Source organism: Pseudomonas mosselii (genome assembly GCF_019823065.1).
Lineage (GTDB): Bacteria > Pseudomonadota > Gammaproteobacteria > Pseudomonadales > Pseudomonadaceae > Aquipseudomonas > Aquipseudomonas mosselii.
Map to the genome: position 1 here is coordinate 2674585 of NZ_CP081966.1, position 19089 is coordinate 2693673.

Genomic DNA, 19089 nt, shown 5'->3' on the forward strand with positions numbered 1-19089 from the left:
ACATGATTGTCCTCACCCGTCGCATCACCCAAGCCGGCGCCATCACCGGCACCGTCACCCTCGATGTCGACAGCCGCATCAAGAGCCGTCTGCGCGTCACCCTCGAGGATGGCCGCGAGGCCGGATTGATGCTCGAGCGCGGCCATCTGCTGCGTGGCGGCGAACTGCTGAGCGACGCCGAAGGCACTCAGGTAATCCAGGTACTGGCCGCGCCGGAGGCGGTGTCCACGGTGCGCTGCGCCGACCCGCACCTGCTGGCCCGCGCCGCCTACCACCTGGGCAACCGCCATGTGCCGCTGCAGATCGAGCCGGGCCTGTTGCGTTACCAGCACGACCATGTGCTCGACGACATGCTGCGCGGCCTGGGGCTGGAGGTGGTCGCCGAACAGGCGCCGTTCGAGCCCGAGGCCGGCGCCTACCAGAGCGCGCCACACGGACATTCCCACGGCCACGCCCATCCGTTCGTTCGTTTGCCTGCCCATTCCTGACCTCACCCTGGAGCCCACAATGAAAAAGACTTTCGCCCTGGTACTGCTGATGGTGGCCCTGCCGGCCTTCGCCCACCCCGGCCACGACGCCAACCCGTTGCAGGACGGCCTGCTGCACCCGCTGACCGGCCTCGATCACCTGCTGATGCTGCTCGGTACCGGCGTGCTCGCCGCCCTGACCCGACGCAACCTGGCCCTGCCGTTGGCGACCCTGGCGGCGATGTTTGTTGGCGCGGTGTGCGGCCATCTGTTCGGCGACGTGGTTGGTATGGAGCAGATGATCCTCGGCTCGCTGCTGGTGGCCGCCGCCGCCATGCTGCTGCCGAGCCGCCAGTTGCTGCTGTCGCTGATCATGCCGGTGTTCGCCCTGTTCCACGGCTGGGCCCACGGCGTGGAAGCCACCCCCAGCGCGTTCTGGCAGTTCAGCGCCGGCTTCGTCACGGTCAGCGGCCTGCTGCTGGCGGTGGGCTTCGGCGTCGGCTGCCTGCTGCGTCGTCATGCCGGCCTGCAGAAAGCCTTTGGCGGCGGCCTGCTGGCCGGTGCCGCCCTGGTGCTGGCCGGCTGATGACCAGCGACCTGGCGTTGCTGCGCCTGTTGCAGCTGGCCAGCCCCGGCCTGCCCGTGGGCGGCTTCACCTACTCGCAAGGCCTGGAGTGGGCCGTGGAAGCCGGCTGGGTGAAGGGTGCCAAGGGCTTCGCGGCCTGGCAGCGCGAGCAGTTGCGCGACACCCTCGGCCATCTCGATTGGCCGCTGCTGGCACGCCTTTACCGGGCATGCCAGGCAGACGATGCCGATGCCTTCGCCCACTGGAGCCTGTTCCTGCTGGCCAACCGCGAGACTGCCGAACTGCGCCTTGAAGAGCGCCAGCGCGGCAGCGCCCTGGCACGCCTGCTCGATGGCTGGCAACTGGCGCAGGCTCCGGCCTGGCGCGCCAGCCTCGAACTCAGTCAGTTGGGCGGCATGGCCTGGCTCGGCGCGCATTGGTCGATTCCTCTGCGCCAGCTCGCCCTGGGCCATGGCTTCGCCTGGCTGGAAGGGGCGGTGATGGCGGGGGTGAAGCTGGTGCCGTTCGGCCAGCAGGCCGCCCAGACCTTGCTGCGTGACCTGGGCGAGGAGCTGCCCGCGGTGCTCGATCATGCCCTGGCCCTCGACGACGACCAGCTCGGCGGCGGTCTGCCGCTGCTGGCCATCGCCTCATCGCGTCACGAAACCCAATACACCCGTTTGTTCCGTTCCTGAGGACTGCCTAGATGGAAAACTACCAGCAACCCTTGCGCGTCGGTGTCGGCGGCCCGGTCGGATCCGGCAAGACCGCGCTGCTCGAGTGCCTGTGCAAGGCCATGCGCGACCACTACCAGATCGCCGTGGTGACCAACGACATCTACACCAAGGAGGACCAGCGCATCCTCACCGAGGCCGGGGCCCTTGCACCCGAGCGTATCGTCGGCGTCGAGACCGGTGGCTGTCCGCACACCGCCATCCGCGAGGACGCCTCGATGAACCTGGCCGCCGTCGAGGCACTGGCGCGCAGGTTCGGCAACCTCGAAGTGATCTTCGTCGAGAGTGGCGGCGACAACCTCAGCGCCACCTTCAGCCCGGAGCTGGCCGACCTTACCATCTACGTGATCGATGTGGCCGAGGGCGAGAAGATCCCGCGCAAGGGCGGGCCGGGCATCACCAAGTCAGATTTCCTGGTGATCAACAAGACCGACCTGGCGCCCTATGTTGGTGCTTCTCTGGAGGTGATGGAGCGTGATACCCGGCGCATGCGCCCGGAGCGGCCATGGACGTTCAGCAACCTGAAGAAGGGCGAGGGCTTGCAAGCGGTAATCGATTTCATCGTCGAGCGGGGGATGCTGGGAGAAAGAGGCTGTAGGAGTTATGGAGCGTGAGTGACTTACTCGACTGATTGCCTACTGTTCTGAAGAGGGTTTCGGGCGGCGGAGTGGGCTTTTCCTAAAGCTGAATGGCCCGGCTGACAGATAAAGTCTGTCGGGCTGCAGGGGAAAGAATTCGCCAGCGGTAAATGAAACCAGGACTCACTGAAAGGACACTGTATGAACAAGGCCGTATTGGCAGCGTTTTTGGCATCTGCAGGCTTGATCCAGGCTGCGCATGGTGATGAGCAGGCAAGCGCTGTCGTTGCCAAAGCGCATTCGCCGTTCAGTCGCGACGACGCTGCCGAGCAGAGGCTGCAGCTTGCCGCTGCATACCTTGGCGATACGGGGTGTGGGGCATGCCCACAAGGAACGGCGCGGACACCGGCCGGGAACTGTCAGCCGCCTTTCGATTTCGATTGATCGCAAGTTCTGAGTCTACCGAGCCAGCGCCTGGTTCGGCTTGTAGAACAGGAAGTGTGTGGTCTCGGCGGTCTTGCGGTAGGCCTTGGCCCACTCCGGGTTCACATTGCGGTCATGGAAATAAAGCGCGCCGCCGGTCGGGTCCTGCAACTGCTGGTTGAGGGCCTTGCGAGCGATTTCCTTGGCTACCGCGTAACGTTGCGCTTCTTCCACCTGGTCGGGGCGCCCGTCGCACCACCAGGAAAACTGGCAGCTCTTGCTCTCGACGCCCTGCTTGACCACCCCACAGATGCTGTCGGGAAAGCCCTCGTGGCCCAGGCGGTTGAGCACCACGCTGGCCACCGCGCTCATGTCCTTGGTGTCGGCGCCCTTGGCCTCCCAGTAGATGGTGCGCGCCAGGCAGGTGATGCTGTCGTCCATCGGCGCCTGGCCGGCTGGGTCGACGGCCTGGACTTCACCGGGGGTAAGGGTTTCCTGCTTTTTCGGCGGTGGCGCATCCTCGACCACCTTTTCTTCCAGCGCCTGTGCCTTGTCTTCGGCGACCGCGGCCTTCTGGCTGTCGGCGGCAGGGAGGGGGCCTGTAAGCAGGGTCAGGGACAGGCCGAACAGCATCCACGATAGGCGCATGATCGAGTTTCCGCAGGGTGGGCTGTCCACAGTCTAGCCGTATCGCATCAACTCAACGTCAAAGTCAGCATCAGCGGCAGGGTTGCGGCGGCGACGACGGTCTGCAGGGCGATGATGGTGGCCATCAGCGGCGCGTTACCGCCCATTTGCCGCGCCATCACGTAGGACGACGAGGCGGTGGGCAGCGCCTGGAACAGCACGGCTACCACCGCGGCCTGGCCGCCCAGCCCGAGCACCCGGCACAGGCACCAGGTGGTCAGCGGCATGACCAGGAATTTGAACAGCGACGCGGCCACCAGCGGTTTGACCTGCTGGCCCAGGCGCGCCCCGCCCAGCGCCGCGCCGACGCACAACAGGCCCAGTGGCAGCGCCGCCTGGCCCAGGGCCTTGACCGTGGGTTCCAGGCCGGCCGGCAGGCCCAGGCCGGTCAGCCGTAGCAGCAGCCCAGCGGCGCAGCCGATGATCAGCGGATTGGCGAAGATCGCCTTGAGCACGGTGGCGGGTGAACTGTGGCGTGCGCTGAAGCGGGCGAAGACCAGCACGCAGAGCAGGTTGACCAGTGGCACGATGGCGGCGTTGGCCACCGCCGCCAGGGCGATGCCGGCCGTGCCGTAGATTCCGGCGGCCAGGGTTGCGCCAATATAGTTGTTGAAGCGCACGCCACCCTGGAACACCGAAGTGAAGTCGGCGCCGTCATGACTGGCCGCGCCCTGGTAGAGCACCAGCAGCAGGGCGCCGAGCAGCGTCGAGAGCATCAGCACGCCGACCATGCCCAGCACCGGCACGCCGTCGAGGTTGGCGGTGGCCAGGCCGTGGAGGAACAGCGACGGCAGCAGCACGTAGTAGCTCAGGCGCTCGGCACCGGGCCAGAAGGTTTCGGCGAGAAAGCCACGCAGCCGCAGCCAGGTGCCCAGGGCGATGAGCAGGATGATCGGGACAAGGGTGGTGAGCAGCAGAGGGAGCATGGGCGCGGGTCCATGGTCGGGTACCGCCACAGACTAACGGAGTCGAGTAAGCAGAAAAAACGCTGTTTTCTTTAGCGACTGTTGAGGAAAACTGCATGGATCTGGGGCTGCTTCGCAGCCCTTGGGAGTCATGCCTCGAGCGCAGTCTTGAGTACGGCGCTTAAATGCCGGCGCTGACTCTTCTCGTGTTCCAACAGCACCATGCGCCGGGTCAGCTGTGGCTCGCCGAAGGGCAACACGGTGGCGGCCGGCAATCGTTCGAGGTCATCGTCGCTCATGGGAATGACCGCCACACCCAAGCCCATGGCTGCCATCCGCGCCAGGGCCTCCTGGCTGTCCAGTTCCATCTGCTCGTTGACCTGCAGGCGCTGGCGGCGCAGTTCCTGTTCGATCTGCCGACCGGCCCAGGCGCGCTTGTCGAAGCGCAGGAACGGCTGGTTGGCGAGCAGTGTCGGCAGGCTCTGACCGGCCAGGTCAGGGCTGGCGATGGCCCAGAAGCGGTCCTCGAACAGCGGCGTGTTCTGCAGGCTCTGCGGGTACGGACTGACGGGCTCGGTAGTGATGGCCGCGTCCAGTTCGCCATCCTCGACCCGGCGGGCGAGCTCCGCCGACATGCCCGAGACCACGCTGACATGCAGCTCGGGATGGTGGGCCTTGATCCAAACCAGCGCTCTGGGCAGGCGCCGGGCAAGCACCGTGTGGATCGCGCCGATGCGCAGGCGCCCGCGCAGGCTCGGGCCACTGGCCAGGGTATCGGCCAGCTCGTCGTAGGCAGCCAGGATGCCTTCTGCGCGCGCTACCGCCAGTTGCCCGGCCTCGGTCAGCACGACTTGCCGGCGGCTGCGGTCGAACAGGGCGACCTGCAGCTCTTCTTCCAGGGTCTTGATGTGCAGGCTCACCGCTGAAGGGGTCAGGCTCAGCAGGTCGGCGGCGCGGGCGAAGGTACCATGGCGGGCGATGGTGACCAGGGTGCGCAGGGCTTTGAGGGACACGTGTGGCAGGCTCCGGATGCTGGCAGGGCTCGGGTACGATACGCGAATGTGGGCCTCAGCGCCCGGGGCGACCATAGGCCTGGCTGATGCGGTCGATGACCATCGCCAGGGCGACGATCGCCAGGCCCGCTTCGACGCCCTGGCCGACGTTCAGGGTCTGGATTCCCGCCAGCACATCCTCGCCCAGCCCGCGGGCGCCGATCATCGAGGCCACCACTACCATCGACAAGGCCATCATCACCGACTGGTTGAGCCCGGCCATGATGCTCGGCAAGGCCAGCGGTAGGGCGATGCGTCGCAAGCGCTGCCAGCGGCTGGCGCCCAGGCCGTGAGCGGCCTGCAGCAGTGACGGGTCGATCTGCGCCAGGCCCAGGTCGGTCAGGCGCACCAGCGGCGGCAGGGCGTAGATGAGGGTGGCGAACACCGCAGGCACCTTGCCCAGGCCGAACAGCATCAGCACTGGAATCAGGTAGACGAAGGCCGGCAACGTCTGCATCACGTCGAGCACCGGCAGGATCAGGCGCCGGGCCAGGGGGCGGGTGGCCAGCAGGATGCCCAGCGGCACGCCAACCAGCACACACAGGCCGGTACTCACCAGCACCAGGGCGAGGGTCTGTAGCAGCTTGTCCCACAGCCCGAGCATGCCGATCAGCGCCAGCAGCAGCGGCAGCACCACTGCCCGTGCCAGGCTGCGGCTGGCGTGCCAGGCCAGCAGCCCGACCAGCAGCAACAGCAGCCACCAAGGCAGCAGCCGGAGCAGGTTTTCCAGGCCCACCAGCAGTTGCAGCAGTTGATCGGAGATGCCGCGCAGGTGATCGCCATAGTGCAGCACCAGCCAGTCGACCAGGCGGTTGACCCAGCCGGCGAAGGAGAATTGCAGGGCTTCGGGGAAGCCGCCGCTCACAGGCCGGCCTCGACCTTGGCGGCGTTTTCGGCGGGCAGCCAGGCCTTCCAAACCGCAGGGTTTGCACGCAGGAAGGCGATCGCCGCGTCGCGGGGTTTCTGTCGGGTTTCGCTCATGTCGGCGAGGGCCTTGTTCAGAGTGTCGATGGGCAGGTCGACTTTCTCGAACACGGCGACCAGTTCCGGGTGGGCGTCACGAAACGCCTTCGACACCCCGATCGAGAGCTTGGCCGGCAGCGAACGGCTGCCTTTGGGGCTGGGGTTGGCGGCATCGGTGAGGGTGGCCCAGGCGGTTGCATCGAACGGGGGTTCTTCGAGGCGTACCAGGTCGTAGCGGCCCATCAGTGGAGTAGGGCTCCAGTAGTAGAACAACACAGGCTTGCCGAGCTTGATCTTGGCGGCGATTTCGGCGTCGAGGGCCGCGCCGGTGCCGCTGCGGAAGTTGTTGTACAGCCCGTCCAGGCCATAGGCCTTGAGCTTCTGGCTGTTGACGGTCTCGGAAGTCCAGCCGCTGGGGCTATTGAGGAAGCGGCCCTTGCCGGGCGCCTCGGGGTCGTCGAATACCTGGGGGTAGCGCTTGAGGTCGTCGACGCTGCGCAGGTCCGGAGCCAAGGGCTTGAGTTTGCGGGCCGGGTCGCCCTTGATGACGTAGGCCGGTACCCACCAGCCTTCCTCCGCGTTCTTCACCGTGTCGCCCAGGGCGAACACCTGGCCGGCCTGCTCGGCCTTGACCCAGGCCGGGCTGCGCCCGGCCCATTCCTCGGCGATCACTTGCAGGTCGTTGCGTGCCAGGGCCACTTCCATGCTCACGGTGCTGCCGGGCAGGGTGTCGGTGGGGTAGCCGTAGCCACGTTCGACGATCAGGCGCAGGATCTCGGTGGTCAGTGCGCCGCTTTCCCAGCCGATGGCGCCGAAGTGGATAGGGGCGGGTTGTTCGGCTGATGCGGCGCTGTCGGTGCTGGCCAGGCCGATGGCCAGCAGCAGGCCGGCCAGCAGGGTGGGGACTTTCTTCATCGGGGCCTCGTCGGTTGCCGGTCCTTGGGTTCCGGCAGAAGTGTAGACGACGAGGTTGCCGGGGCTGCTTCGCAGCCCTTTCGCGACGCAAGGCCGCTCCCACAGGGGAACGCGCCAGCCTGGGAAATCGGGGCTGGTAGCAGCCCCGGCGGGGTGGACTCAAACGCGGAACTGATCCATCAGCCCCTGCTGCTGGTTGGCCAGGCTGTTGAGCGACTGGCTGACCCGCGCCGATTCGTTGGCCTGGCCGCTCAGCGACTCGGTCACGTCACGGATGGTGGCGACGTTGCTGTTAATCTCCTCGGCCACCGCGCTCTGCTCCTCGGCGGCGCTGGCGATCTGCAGGTTCATGTCGGTGATCACGGTCACTGCCTGGCCGATGCGCTGCAGCGCGGTGACGGCCTGGCCGACCTGCTCGACACCGCCCTGGGCCTGGCGGTGGCTGCTGTCCATGGCGCCGACCACTTCCTGTGTGCCAGCCTGCAGGGCCTCGATCACCTGGCGGGTTTCCTCCACCGACTCCTGGGTGCGACGGGCCAGGTTGCGCACTTCATCGGCGACCACGGCGAAGCCACGGCCGGCTTCACCGGCGCGGGCGGCCTCAATGGCGGCGTTGAGCGCCAGCAGGTTGGTCTGCTCGGCGATCGAACGAATTACCTCGAGCACCGAACCGATCTTCTCGCTATTGCGCGCCAGCCCCTCGACCTGGGCCATGGCGCCGCTCATGTCGGCGGCCAGAGTGTCGATGCTGGTGGTGGTGCGGTCGATCACCGCCAGCCCTTCGCGGGTTGCCTGGTCGGCCTCGCGCGCGGCCTGGGCAGCCTGGGCCGCGCTGCGGGCGACGTCCTGGGCGGTGGCGCTCATCTCGTGGGAAGCGGTGGCCACCTGGTCGACCTGGCGGTACTGCTGCTCCATGCCGGCGCTGGTCTCGGCGGCGATTGCCGCCGACTGGTCGGCGGTGCCGCGGGCGGCCTGCACCGAACGTTTCACCTCGGCGATGGTCGGCTGCAGCTTGTCGAGGAAACGGTTGAACCAGCCGGCCAGCTCGCCCAGCTCGTCCTGCTTGTCGTACTGCAGGCGGCGGGTCAGGTCGCCTTCGCCGCTGGCGATGTCCTTGAGCATGGCGGCCACGCCGAGGATCGGTTTGGTCACGCCGCGGGCCATCAGCCAAACCAGCAGCAGGCCGGCGATGGCGGCGGCCAGGCCCAGGCCCAGTTCGAGCAGGGTGCCGCTGGTGTTGAGGGCGTCGAGTTCAACCTTGAGGGCCTCGGCCGGGCCGGTCAGGGCACTTTCCGGCACATCCAGCAGCACGCCCCAGGGCTTGCCGCCGGGGATCGGCTCGAAGGCGGCCAGCACCTTCAGGCGCTGCTGGTCGTGGAGAATCTGCAGCTTGCCGTCGGCGAGTTTTCGAACCAGTTCCGCGCCCTGGGTCCGGTCGACCTGGTCGAAGCGCTGGGCCAGCTTGCCGGCATCGGCGCTGTAGCCGGCCAGCAGGCCCACGGGGCTGAGGATGCCGACCGTGGTCTGGCCTTCGTAGAGACTGCGGCTGGCGGTCTGGCTCAGGGCCTGGAGGCTGTTGAGGTTGATGTCGATGGACAGGGTGGCGATGACCTTGTCGCCCGTCTTGAGCGGGAACACGATGCTGGTCATCAGCACGCGCTGGCCGTCGATGTCATAGAAGTACGGCTCGACCACGCATACCGTGCCGGTGCTGCGCGGGCACACCCACCAGGTGTTGGCCGGCTGGCCGCTGGGGCCGATCTCGGTGTTGGCCATGTCGTGCTCGGGCAGGGCCATCGAGGTCAGCTGGCCGACCCGTGGCTGCGACCAGTACAGGGCGAAGCGCCCGGTCTCGTTGCTGCCCAGCTCGCTCTGGCCGGTGAACAGCTTGTCCTTGCCATCCAGCGCGCCCGGCTCGAACACCAGCGACAGGCCGAGCAGGTCGGGGTTGGCCTGCAGCGCGGCACGCACCTGGGCGGTCATGTCCTGGCGCAGGTCGTAGGCGTCGAGGAAGCGTTTCTCCGCCTGTTCGCGCAGGAACAGTACCTGGCGGGCAAAGCCGGCGCCGTACTGGTAGGCGTCCATGAACTGGCGGCGGATGTTCAGGGCCTGGACCTCGCCCTGGGACTCGATGCGCGACTGGGCCGAGTCGGAGAGCATGCGCATGCTGCTGGCTTTCACCAGGTCCGAACTGTGATCCATGCGGTACAGCGAAAGGCCGACGAGCAGGGTGACGATGGCCGCCAGGCACAGGCCCGCCAGCAGGGTGATCTTCCATTGGATGGAGAGTTGTCGCAGCAAAGGCATGGGGAAAATCCCTTGTAATAGGTTTGATGCTGCCGACTGTGTCGGCCTGTTCGGAATTTTCTTTATTCAAACGTTCAATTAAACCCTGCGACTTTCGTCTATTTCCTACGCGATGTTGCGGCGCAGACGCTTTTGACTTCTGCCGGCCTGTGCTTCAGAGTGTGCGCCCTCCATAACAACATCCCCTGGTCCGGCCACTGCCCGTGTGCAGTCTGTCGCCGGAATGCCCGCTTTTTGTCTGTCGTAACGAGGTTCGCACACCATGAATGCAGTGATTGCCGCGGTCGGGCTCATGCTGATCCTGAGCCTGTCCCGCGTGCATGTGGTCATCGCGCTGATCATTGGCGCCCTGGCCGGAGGCCTGGTCGGTGGACTGGGTATCGAGGGCACGCTCAAGGCCTTCAACGGTGGCCTGGGTGGCGGTGCCACGGTGGCCTTGTCCTATGCCTTGCTTGGAGCCTTCGCGGTGGCCATCGCCAAGTCCGGACTGGCCCACGCCCTGGCCGACCGGGCCCTGGCGATGATCGATCGCCAAGGGCATGCCGACGGTGGCAAGGTCAAGTGGCTGCTGGTCGGCCTGATGCTGGTGGTGGCGGTGTCGTCGCAGAACATCCTGCCGATCCACATTGCCTTCATTCCCTTGCTGGTGCCGCCGCTGCTGTATGTGCTGACGCGCCTGCGCATCGACCGCCGGCTGATCGCCTGCGTGATCACCTTCGGCCTGATCACCCCGTACATGTTCCTGCCGGTGGGCTTCGGCAACATCTTCCTCAACGAGATCCTGCTGGCCAATGTCAGCCGCGCCGGGGTGGATGTCAGCGGCGTCAACGTGACCCACGCCATGGCCATCCCGGCGGCGGGCATGCTCGCCGGCCTGTTGCTGGCAGTGTGCTTCAGCTACCGCAAGAAACGTGACTACGACCTAGAACGCATCGAGCAGGTCGAGCAAGTCAGTGTGCAGTACAACCCAGTGACCCTGCTGGTGGCTGGGGTGGCGATCGGTGCCGCGTTCATCATCCAGCTTTGGCTGGACTCGATGATCATCGGCGCGATGGTCGGCTTCCTGATCTTCTCGTTGTCGGGCATCGTGCGTTGGAAGGACACCGACAGCCTGTTCACCGAAGGCATGAAGATGATGGCGATGATCGGCTTCATCATGATCGCCGCGTCCGGCTTTGCCGAAGTGATGAAGGCCACCGGTGAAGTGAAAAGCCTGGTGGAGGCCTCGGCCCAGTGGATCGATCACAGCAAAGGTGTCGGTGCGCTGCTGATGCTGCTGGTGGGGTTGCTGGTGACCATGGGCATCGGCTCTTCATTCTCCACCGTGCCGATCCTGGCGGCGATCTTCGTGCCGCTGTGCGTGCAACTGGGCTTCGATCCGCTGGCCACGGTGTGCATCGTCGGTACCGCAGGCGCGCTGGGCGATGCCGGCTCGCCGGCGTCGGACTCGACCCTGGGGCCGACTTCGGGGCTGAACGTGGACGGGCAGCACCACCACATCTGGGATACCGTGGTGCCGACGTTCATCCACTACAACCTGCCGTTGCTGGCGTTTGGCTGGTTGGCGGCGATGACGTTGTGATCGGCGACTTGTCCTGATATCACCGGGGGCCGCCCTGCGGCCCCAGATCGGGGTTTCAGCCGCGGGTCGGCGCAGGGACGATGCGGTTGAGGACGGTGCTGCCGTCCTTGCTGCGGGTCAGGTACACCGGCAGCACCTTGGGCAGGGTGTCGACGAGGCGGGCGACCTCGCGGGTACTGTAGACGCCGCTGATGCGGATGCTGGCGGTGCTGTCGTCGGCCAGCATGAGCGGCTTGTCCAGGTAGCGATTGATCACCGGCAGCGCCTGGCCGAGGCTGAGGTTGTCCAGCACCAGCTTGCCGCTGCGCCAGGCCAGGCTGTTGCCGTAGTCGTCGCTCTGGTTCAGCTCGGGTTCGAAGTCACCCTTGTGGTAGCTGGCCTGCATGCCCGGGCCAAGGCGATAGCCGCCGGCGTTGCCGCTGGCGCTGACCAGCACCGAGCCTTCCACCAGCGTCACCTTGACCTGGTCCTCGTACTTCCACACGTTGAACTGGGTCCCGGTGACACGGGTCTGGCCGTTGGCGGCGTGGACGATGAACGGGTGACTGCTGTCGTGGGTAACCTTGAAGAACGCCTCGCCCTTGACCAGGGTGACCTTGCGCTCGTCCTTGTAGTTGAGGAAACGCAGTTCGCTGTGGAGGTTCAGCTCGACGCTGCTGCCGTCGCTCAGACGCACCTGGCGCAGATGGTCGGTGGCTTCGAAGTGCTGGTAGCCGTTGGGCAGCCAGCCCTGCTCCCAGCCGACCCAGCCTGCCAGGGGCAGGGCGAGCAGGGCGATGGCTGCGGCGGAGGCGAACGGCCGCCAGTGGCGCGTCGGCGCCGCTGGCCGGGTGGCTAGCGGGATCACCTGGGCGCTGCGCGGCAGCAGGTCGGCGGTGTCCCAGATTTCCAGCATTGCCTGGTATTCCTCGGCATGCCGCGGGTCGCTCGCCAGCCATTGGCCGAATGCCTCGCGCTCGGCCGCCGTGCAGTCGTCGGCGTGCAGGCGCATGCACCAATGCGCGGCGGCATCGGTGATGGCATCTTCTTCGCTTGGAATGTGGCGGTCCTGGTTCATCGCGGCTCCCGGTTTTGCGGCATTCTACCCCCGGGCGGGTGCTTCCGAGAACGAGTTAATGGCGAATGACTATCAATTGTGTAGTTTTTCGTCGTATCTGCGGTTGTGTTTCATCTACAACAGGGCAGGGGGCTGCGTGGGAAGACAAGGGAGGTAACACCAAGCCTTGACTTCTTCTCACGCCACACGCTAGTTTCCCACCCCATGAACCTATTCCCGCAGCGTCGCGCCCTCAGCATTATTACCGCCATTATCAGTTTGGCGGGCTAGCGCACACATGCACTGAACCCGCCCTGGAGGCGGGTTTCTTCTCTCTGACTCCTGGGCACTACAAAAAACCAGGAGTCATCGATGACCAGCTTCAGCGCCACCCTGCGTACCCCGGCAACGCCCCAGCAACTGCTGTCCGAGCAAGTACGCCGGATTCTTTCGGCCCCGGTGTACGACCTGGCCATCGAAACCCCCTTGCAAGCGGCGCCGGCCCTGTCGGCCAGCCTGGGCAACCAGGTCCTGCTCAAGCGCGAAGACCTGCAACCGACGTTCTCCTTCAAGATCCGCGGCGCCTACACCCGGCTGTCGCGCCTGACGTGCGCCCAGCGCGAGCGCGGCGTCATCACCGCGTCGGCCGGCAATCATGCCCAGGGCGTGGCCCTGGCCGGCTCGCACCTGGGCATCAAGACCACCATCGTCATGCCCACCACCACCCCCTCGCTCAAGGTCGAAGGCGTGCGTTCACGGGGTGGCCATGTGGTGCTGCACGGCGAAAGCTTCCCCCACGCCCTGGCCCATGCCCTGCAACTGGCCGATCGCGACGGCGCGACTTTCGTGCCGCCGTTCGACGATCCTGACGTCATCGCCGGGCAGGGCACCGTGGCCATGGAGATCCTTCGCCAGCACCCCGGCCCGCTGCATGCGATCTTCGTCCCGGTCGGCGGCGGCGGCCTGATCGCTGGCATCGCCGCCTACGTCAAGTACCTGCGCCCCGAGGTCAAGGTGATCGGCGTCGAGCCGGAGGACTCCAACTGCCTGCAGGCCGCCATGGCCGCCGGCGAGCGGGTGATCCTGCCGCAGGTCGGCACTTTCGCCGACGGCGTGGCGGTGGCGCAGATCGGCGCGCACTGCTTCGAGCTGTGCCGCCACTTCGTCGACGAGGTGGTGACGGTCAGCAGCGACGAGCTGTGCGCGGCGATCAAGGACATCTATGACGACACCCGCTCGATCACCGAACCCTCCGGCGCCCTGGCCGTGGCCGGCATCAAACGCTACGTGGCCCGCGAGGGCCTGCAGGGCCAGGCCCTGGTGGCCATCGACTCCGGTGCCAACGTCAACTTCGACCGCCTGCGCCATGTGGCCGAGCGCGCCGAGCTGGGCGAGCAGCGCGAGGCGATCATCGCCGTGACCATCCCCGAGCGCCCCGGCAGCTTCCGCGCCTTCTGCCTGGCCCTGGGCAAGCGCCAGATCACCGAGTTCAACTACCGCTACTACCCGGGCAAGGAGGCGCGCTTGTTCGTCGGTGTGCAGACCCACCCCCTGCACGACCCACGGGAGCAACTGCTAACCAGCCTGCACGAGCAGGGCTACCAGGTGCTCGACCTTACCGACAACGAACTGGCCAAGCTGCACGTGCGCCACACCGTCGGCGGCCACGCGGCGCCGGGCGGCGGCGAGCGGGTACTGCGCTTTGAGTTCCCCGAGCGTCCTGGGGCGCTGCTGGGTTTTCTCGAACGCCTGGGCAAGCGCTGGAACATCAGCCTGTTCCACTACCGCAACCACGGCGCGGCGCAGGCACGGGTGTTCGCTGGGTTGGAGGTGCCGGACGACGAGCTGGCCGGGCTGCCGCGGGCGCTGGACGAGATGGGCTATCAGTACTGGGACGAGACGGAGAACCCGGCGTATCGGCTGTTCATGGGGTAGGTTTGCCCTGGATCAACGCGCCCACGCCCAATTCGGCGGATGCTCAAAGCCCACCGTCAGCTTGAGAGGACCCCGGCCATGAGCAGCACGTTCTTCATTCCCGCCGTGAACATCATGGGCATCGACTGCCTGGAGGAGGCGATGACCGCGATCGCCGGCTACGGCCTGCGCAAGGCGTTGATCGTCACCGATGCCGGGCTGGCCAAGGCCGGCGTCGCCGAGCGCATCGCCGGGATGCTGGCCATGCGCGACATCGATTCGCGGGTGTTCGACGGCGCCAAGCCCAACCCGAGCATCGCCAACGTCGAGGCGGGTCTGGCGATGCTGCGTCGCGAGGGCTGTGACTGCGTGATCTCGCTGGGGGGCGGGTCGCCCCATGACTGCGCCAAGGGCATCGCCCTGTGCGCCACCAACGGTGGGCATATCAGCGATTACGAAGGTGTGGATCGCTCGGCCAAGCCGCAGCTGCCGCTGATCGCGATCAATACCACGGCGGGCACCGCCAGCGAGATGACCCGTTTCTGTATCATCACCGACGAGGCGCGCCACGTGAAAATGGCCATCGTCGATCGCAACGTCACGCCGATCCTGTCGGTCAACGACCCGGCGCTGATGGTCGGCATGCCCAAGGGCCTCACCGCCGCCACCGGCATGGACGCGCTGACCCACGCCATCGAGGCCTATGTCTCCACCGCCGCCACGCCGATCACCGACGCCTGCGCGCTCAAGGCCGTGAGCCTGATCAGCGACAACCTGCGCCAGGCGGTTGCCGACGGCGGCGACCTGGTGGCGCGGGAGAACATGGCTTATGCCCAGTTCCTGGCAGGCATGGCCTTCAACAACGCCTCGCTGGGCTACGTGCACGCCATGGCGCACCAGCTGGGTGGCTTCTATGACCTGCCCCATGGCGTGTGCAACGCGGTGCTGCTGCCCCATGTGCAACGCTTCAACGCCAAGGTCAGCGCCGCGCGCCTGCGTGACGTGGCCAAGGCCATGGGGGTGAAGGTCTGCGGGCTGGACGCGGAGCAGGGCGCCGGGGCGGCGATCTCGGCCATCGAGCACCTGGCGGCGGCCATCGGCATACCGGCCGGGCTGGCGGAGCTGGGGGCCAAGGTCGAGGATGTGCCGGTGCTGGCGGCCAATGCGTTGAAGGATGCCTGCGGGCTGACCAATCCGCGGGTGGCCAGCCAGGTGGAGATCGAGGCGATCTTCAAGGCCGCGTTCTAGTCCGGTCGTGTCATCGCGGGGCAAGCCCGTTTCCACGAGGGTCGCGAAAAACGACCCTGATGGGGCTTGCTCAGCGTTCGCGCATGAAGAACCCGGCCACGTACTTGCGGAAGGTCTCCAGGCTCTTGAAGTCGGCGTAGCGCTTGAAGTTCTCGGCATCCGGCTCCGGCCCGATCGGTTGCTCCAGCAACGACACCGACAGCACCCGGTCCTGGTCCGAGGTCAGCACAAGCTCGTCCATCACCTGGCCGCCGATCACCGGGCGGCGCATCAGTACCTTCACCCCTTTGCTCGCCATCCAGTCGATCAGCGACACCAGCGCCTTGAGCGGCTCGCGCTCTTCGTCGCGGTACACCGGGAACAGGTGCGCGCGCGAAAGCACCGGCACGCTGGCCACATGGATCAACTCGTAGAAATGGCTGCCGGCGGTGGCCGGCGAGTACAGCGCCAGGGCCAGCAAGGGGCCTGAGGCGCGGTTACCGCCCCAGTAATGGTGATGACCTTGGAAGTCGAAGCCGTCCTCGCTGCGGTTGTTGAACAGCTTGCGGCCCTTGATCTGGTCGACGCAGTCGAGCAGCAGGCCATGGCGGCGATGGTTGCCGAACACCGTGGCCTCGCGCAGGCGCGCCTTGAGCATCATCATGTGCTTCATGTCCAGACGTGTTTCCAGGTAGTTGCTGGCCGGCACCCGCTCCAGCAGCGGATAGCGGCTGGCGACGCCGCGCAGCTCGGCGAACTGGGCGGTGAGATCCTTCTTCAGGTGGGTGGCGTAGACGTTCAGGCCGCTGGCCTCGATCCAGGTCAGCAGCAACGACAGCAGCCGCTGCTGCTCGCGGCGCTCGCCGGGGTCGCGTGGTCCGGCGGTCGTTTCGCCATCACTGGCACGGCGGTAGTCGCCAAGCAGCCGCAGCGGCGCATCCGGTGCCAGCCAGGCCGCGGGAGGCGTGTTGTCCTCGGCGCTTGCGCCGGTCTCGCGCTCGTCCTTGCTGAACGGGCAGCCCGGGGTATGTTCGGCGGTATCGGGATTGTTGCGCAGGAACAGGGTGCCGGTGTTGCCGTTCAGCGACACGTTGAGCACCGGCAGGGCATCCTGGCGGCAATCGCAGGCCAGCCACTGGTTGGCGCTGCGCACCTTCATCAGCCACTGGTTGGCCTGCAGCAGGCGGGGGCCGGCCAGGGTGCCGGTGGCAAAACTGGCCAACAGTTCCTCTTCGGCCAGGGTCAGGCTGCGCACCTGCGCGCCGGATTTTTCGATGATACGCATTGAGAGGCAGCTCCAAGCTACAAGCCTCAAGCTTCCAGCAAAGCGCGATGGCTTTCAACTTGAAGCTTGCGGCCTGGGGTCCGCCGCTCACTGGCCGCTGAACAGTTTGGCGGCGCGGGCGCGGATTTCCTCGGGGGTGAGGTCTTCCTTGTGGGTAGAGACGAACCACAGGTTGTTGAACGGATCCATCAGGGTGCCGCTGCGGTCGCCGTAGAACTGGTCCTGCACTTCGCGCACTGGCGTCGCGCCGGCACGCAGGGCCTGGGCATAGATTGTGTCGCAGTCCTCGACATACAAGTGCAGGCCGACGCCGGGGACCTCGATGTCCTCGCTGGGCTTGAGGCCGCCCTCCTTGTCACAGGGTGAGCCGAGCATCAGTGACGAGTCACCGATTTTAAGCTCGGCATGGCCGACGCTGCCGTCAGGGCCTTCGAGGCGGAACATCTCGATGGCGCCGAAGGCCTGCTTGTAGAATTCGATGGCCTTGGCGGCCTCCCTGATGCCGAGGTAGGGGGTGATGCTGTGCTGGCCTTCGGGGATGGGTTTGACTGCCATTTGCGTAAGCTCCTTTCACGTGGGTTGTTGTTTGCAACAGCCTGGTGATTAGAGTCGTCTAGGCGGATGGAAAATCGACAGTCGAGTTATATCGATTGTCTATAAAAAACCTGTTTTGTGGCTGATGCGGTCGGTGTAGGAGCGGCCTTGTGTCGCGAAAGGGGCGCGTAGCGGCCCCAGGATTTGATGTTGATGCATCAATCGCCGGGGCTGCTACGCAGCCCTTTCGCGACACAAGGCCGCTCAGGGAAGTGCGTGAAGCTTTAGAAAATGTAATCAGTCGTCAGGAAGCTCGACTGCCGGTTACGGATGATCTCGCTGATCAGCTCCTTGTTCGCTTCCTGGAACTTGGTCGCCACCAGGGTACGGATGGAAAACACCCGCAGCGCATCATGCACCGACAAGGTCCCCTCGGCGCTGTTCTTGCGGCCGTTGAACGGATAGGTGTCCGGCCCGCGCTGGCACTGGGCGTTGAGGTTGATCCGGCCGACCTGGTTGGCGAAGGTGTCGACCAGGGCGCCGACGGTCTCGGGGTCGTTGCCGAACAGGCTCAGTTGCTGGCCGTAGTCGGAGTCGAGCACGTAGTCGATCACCGTCTGCAGGTCGCGGTAGGGCACCACCGGCACCACCGGGCCGAACTGTTCCTCGTGGTAGACACGCATGTCCTGGCTGACCGGGTAGAGCAGGGCGGGGTAGAAGAACGAACCTCGACTCTGCCCGCCGCCTTCGTTGAGCACTCGCGCGCCCTTGGCGGTGGCGTCCGCCACCAGGCCGTCGAGGTAGTCGACCTTGCCCGGTTCCGGCAGCGGCGTCAGTGCAACGCCCGGCTCCCAGGGCATGCCCGGTTTGAGTGCGGCGAGCTTGCGCTGGAACTTGTCGAGGAAGGCATCGACCACGTCCTCGTGCACGAAGAGGATCTTCAACGCCGTGCAGCGCTGGCCGTTGAACGACAGGGCGCCAGTAACGGCCTCCTCGACGGCGTTGTCCAGGTCGACCTGGGGCAGGACGATGCCGGGGTTCTTGGCGTCCAGGCCCAGGGCCGCGCGCAGGCGGTGCGGGCGCGGGTGGAGTTTCTTCAGGTCGCTGGCGGCCTTGTGGGTGCCGATGAAGGCGAACACGTCGACCTTGCCGCTGGCCATCAGCGCGCTGACGGTTTCGCGGCCGCGCCCGTAGATGACGTTGATCACCCCCGGCGGGAAGCTGTCGCGGAAGGCCTCGAGCAACGGACGGATCAAGAGCACGCCGAACTTGGCCGGCTTGAACACCACGGTGTTGCCCATGATCAGCGCCGGGATCAGCGTGGTGAAGGTCTCGTTGAGCGGGTAGTTGTACGGGCCCATGCACAGCGCCACGCCCAGCGGCGCCCGGCGGATCTGCCCCAGGGTGCCCTGTTCGAGCTCGAAGCGGCTGGAGCGGCGGTCGAGGTCCTTGAGCGCGTCGATGGTGTCGACGATGTAGTCGCAGGTGCGGTCGAACTCCTTTTCCGAGTCCTTGAGGTTCTTGCCGATCTCCCACATCAGCAGCTTGACCACCGCCGCGCGCTGCTCGCGCATGCGCGCCAGGAAGGCTTCGACATGCTGAATGCGCTCGGCCACGCGCATGTTCGGCCAGGCGCCGCGGCCCTTGTCGTAGGCGGCCACAGCCGCGTCGAGGGCGGTGAGCGCGGTGTCGGCATCCAGCAGCGGGGCGCTGCCGAGGATCACCTGGCGTTTGCTGTCGCCTTCCTTGAGCCATACCGGACTGCGCACGGTGGCCAGCGGGCCGTCCCAGCGGCGCAGCTCGCCACCCACCAGGTAGTCGCGTTGCTCCAGCGGCGCGCCCAGGCGCCAGGCTTCGGGGATGTCCTCGGGGGCGGGAAACAGCGAATCGAGCAGACGGTCCATGGGTACTGCAC

Annotated in this window: 18 protein-coding genes and 1 pseudogene; 8 read left to right on the forward strand and 11 right to left on the reverse strand. The window is 66.3% G+C overall.

From position 1 onward, the window contains the following. The first annotated feature begins 2 nt into the window (after positions 1 to 2). The 5 genes from ureE to K5H97_RS12460 all read left to right on the forward strand — a co-directional run bounded on the left by ureE (position 3) and on the right by K5H97_RS12460 (position 2788). Positions 3 to 488 carry an urease accessory protein UreE gene (gene ureE / locus K5H97_RS12440; protein WP_028689445.1) on the forward strand — a complete coding sequence of 162 codons (486 nt, stop codon included), beginning with the start codon at positions 3 to 5 and terminating at the stop codon, positions 486 to 488. 19 nt (positions 489 to 507) lie between these two features. Beyond that, the gene (locus tag K5H97_RS12445; RefSeq protein ID WP_028689446.1) at positions 508 to 1053 is read left to right on the forward strand and encodes a HupE/UreJ family protein; all 546 of its coding nucleotides are present in this window, start codon (positions 508 to 510) and stop codon (positions 1051 to 1053) included. Then, positions 1053 to 1727: an urease accessory protein UreF gene (locus tag K5H97_RS12450; RefSeq protein WP_028689447.1), complete on the forward strand. Its 675-nt coding sequence runs from the start codon at positions 1053 to 1055 to the stop codon at positions 1725 to 1727. Before K5H97_RS12445 ends, K5H97_RS12450 begins: the two co-directional genes overlap by 1 nt. A gap of 11 nt (positions 1728 to 1738) precedes the next feature. Continuing rightward, entirely contained in the window at positions 1739 to 2380 is a 642-nt protein-coding gene (gene ureG, locus K5H97_RS12455; RefSeq protein ID WP_028689448.1) for an urease accessory protein UreG, read from the forward strand. A 165-nt stretch (positions 2381 to 2545) separates the two neighbouring features. After that, complete coding sequence (locus tag K5H97_RS12460) at positions 2546 to 2788, forward strand: hypothetical protein (RefSeq protein WP_143496108.1); 243 nt, start codon at positions 2546 to 2548, stop codon at positions 2786 to 2788. A 15-nt stretch (positions 2789 to 2803) separates the two neighbouring features. Here the strand turns inward: K5H97_RS12460 and K5H97_RS12465 are convergent, their stop codons facing one another. From K5H97_RS12465 to K5H97_RS30005, 7 genes and pseudogenes are all read right to left on the reverse strand, one after another. After that, the gene (locus K5H97_RS12465; protein ID WP_028689449.1) at positions 2804 to 3415 is read right to left on the reverse strand and encodes a cell wall hydrolase; all 612 of its coding nucleotides are present in this window, start codon (positions 3413 to 3415) and stop codon (positions 2804 to 2806) included. Positions 3416 to 3462: 47 nt separating this feature from the next. Next, the gene (locus tag K5H97_RS12470) at positions 3463 to 4380 is read right to left on the reverse strand and encodes an AEC family transporter (RefSeq protein ID WP_028689450.1); all 918 of its coding nucleotides are present in this window, start codon (positions 4378 to 4380) and stop codon (positions 3463 to 3465) included. 128 nt (positions 4381 to 4508) lie between these two features. Beyond that, positions 4509 to 5372 (reverse strand): LysR family transcriptional regulator, encoded by an 864-nt coding sequence (locus K5H97_RS12475; protein ID WP_028689451.1) that lies wholly within the window; start codon positions 5370 to 5372, stop codon positions 4509 to 4511. A gap of 55 nt (positions 5373 to 5427) precedes the next feature. Next, the gene (locus K5H97_RS12480) at positions 5428 to 6276 is read right to left on the reverse strand and encodes an ABC transporter permease (RefSeq protein ID WP_028689452.1); all 849 of its coding nucleotides are present in this window, start codon (positions 6274 to 6276) and stop codon (positions 5428 to 5430) included. Beyond that, positions 6273 to 7289 (reverse strand): ABC transporter substrate-binding protein, encoded by a 1017-nt coding sequence (locus tag K5H97_RS12485; protein WP_028689453.1) that lies wholly within the window; start codon positions 7287 to 7289, stop codon positions 6273 to 6275. The genes K5H97_RS12480 and K5H97_RS12485 overlap by 4 nt, the downstream gene beginning before the upstream one ends. 159 nt (positions 7290 to 7448) lie before the next feature. Continuing rightward, positions 7449 to 8204 (reverse strand): methyl-accepting chemotaxis protein, encoded by a 756-nt coding sequence (locus tag K5H97_RS30000; RefSeq protein WP_371041468.1) that lies wholly within the window; start codon positions 8202 to 8204, stop codon positions 7449 to 7451. A 102-nt stretch (positions 8205 to 8306) separates the two neighbouring features. Continuing rightward, positions 8307 to 9596 (reverse strand): annotated as a pseudogene (locus K5H97_RS30005) (HAMP domain-containing protein); the annotation flags it as partial. Between the two features lie 262 nt (positions 9597 to 9858). Between K5H97_RS30005 and K5H97_RS12495 the strand changes: the two are divergent. Beyond that, entirely contained in the window at positions 9859 to 11178 is a 1320-nt protein-coding gene (locus K5H97_RS12495) for a Na+/H+ antiporter family protein (RefSeq protein ID WP_028689455.1), read from the forward strand. 55 nt (positions 11179 to 11233) lie between these two features. Here the strand turns inward: K5H97_RS12495 and K5H97_RS12500 are convergent, their stop codons facing one another. Further along, the gene (locus K5H97_RS12500) at positions 11234 to 12235 is read right to left on the reverse strand and encodes a FecR family protein (protein WP_028689456.1); all 1002 of its coding nucleotides are present in this window, start codon (positions 12233 to 12235) and stop codon (positions 11234 to 11236) included. 351 nt (positions 12236 to 12586) lie between these two features. Here K5H97_RS12500 and ilvA point away from each other — a divergent pair, with 351 nt between their 5' ends. Further along, positions 12587 to 14149 (forward strand): threonine ammonia-lyase, biosynthetic, encoded by a 1563-nt coding sequence (gene ilvA, locus K5H97_RS12505; protein ID WP_028689457.1) that lies wholly within the window; start codon positions 12587 to 12589, stop codon positions 14147 to 14149. A gap of 78 nt (positions 14150 to 14227) precedes the next feature. Further along, positions 14228 to 15376 carry an L-threonine dehydrogenase gene (yiaY, locus tag K5H97_RS12510; RefSeq protein WP_028689458.1) on the forward strand — a complete coding sequence of 383 codons (1149 nt, stop codon included), beginning with the start codon at positions 14228 to 14230 and terminating at the stop codon, positions 15374 to 15376. A 70-nt stretch (positions 15377 to 15446) separates the two neighbouring features. Here the strand turns inward: yiaY and K5H97_RS12515 are convergent, their stop codons facing one another. The 3 genes from K5H97_RS12515 to K5H97_RS12525 form a co-directional block, all read right to left on the reverse strand. After that, entirely contained in the window at positions 15447 to 16640 is a 1194-nt protein-coding gene (locus tag K5H97_RS12515; protein ID WP_028689459.1) for a hypothetical protein, read from the reverse strand. A gap of 87 nt (positions 16641 to 16727) precedes the next feature. Continuing rightward, complete coding sequence (locus K5H97_RS12520; RefSeq protein WP_028689460.1) at positions 16728 to 17195, reverse strand: VOC family protein; 468 nt, start codon at positions 17193 to 17195, stop codon at positions 16728 to 16730. A 263-nt stretch (positions 17196 to 17458) separates the two neighbouring features. Further along, positions 17459 to 19078: an NADP-dependent glyceraldehyde-3-phosphate dehydrogenase gene (locus K5H97_RS12525; RefSeq protein WP_028689461.1), complete on the reverse strand. Its 1620-nt coding sequence runs from the start codon at positions 19076 to 19078 to the stop codon at positions 17459 to 17461. Positions 19079 to 19089: the final 11 nt, after the last annotated feature.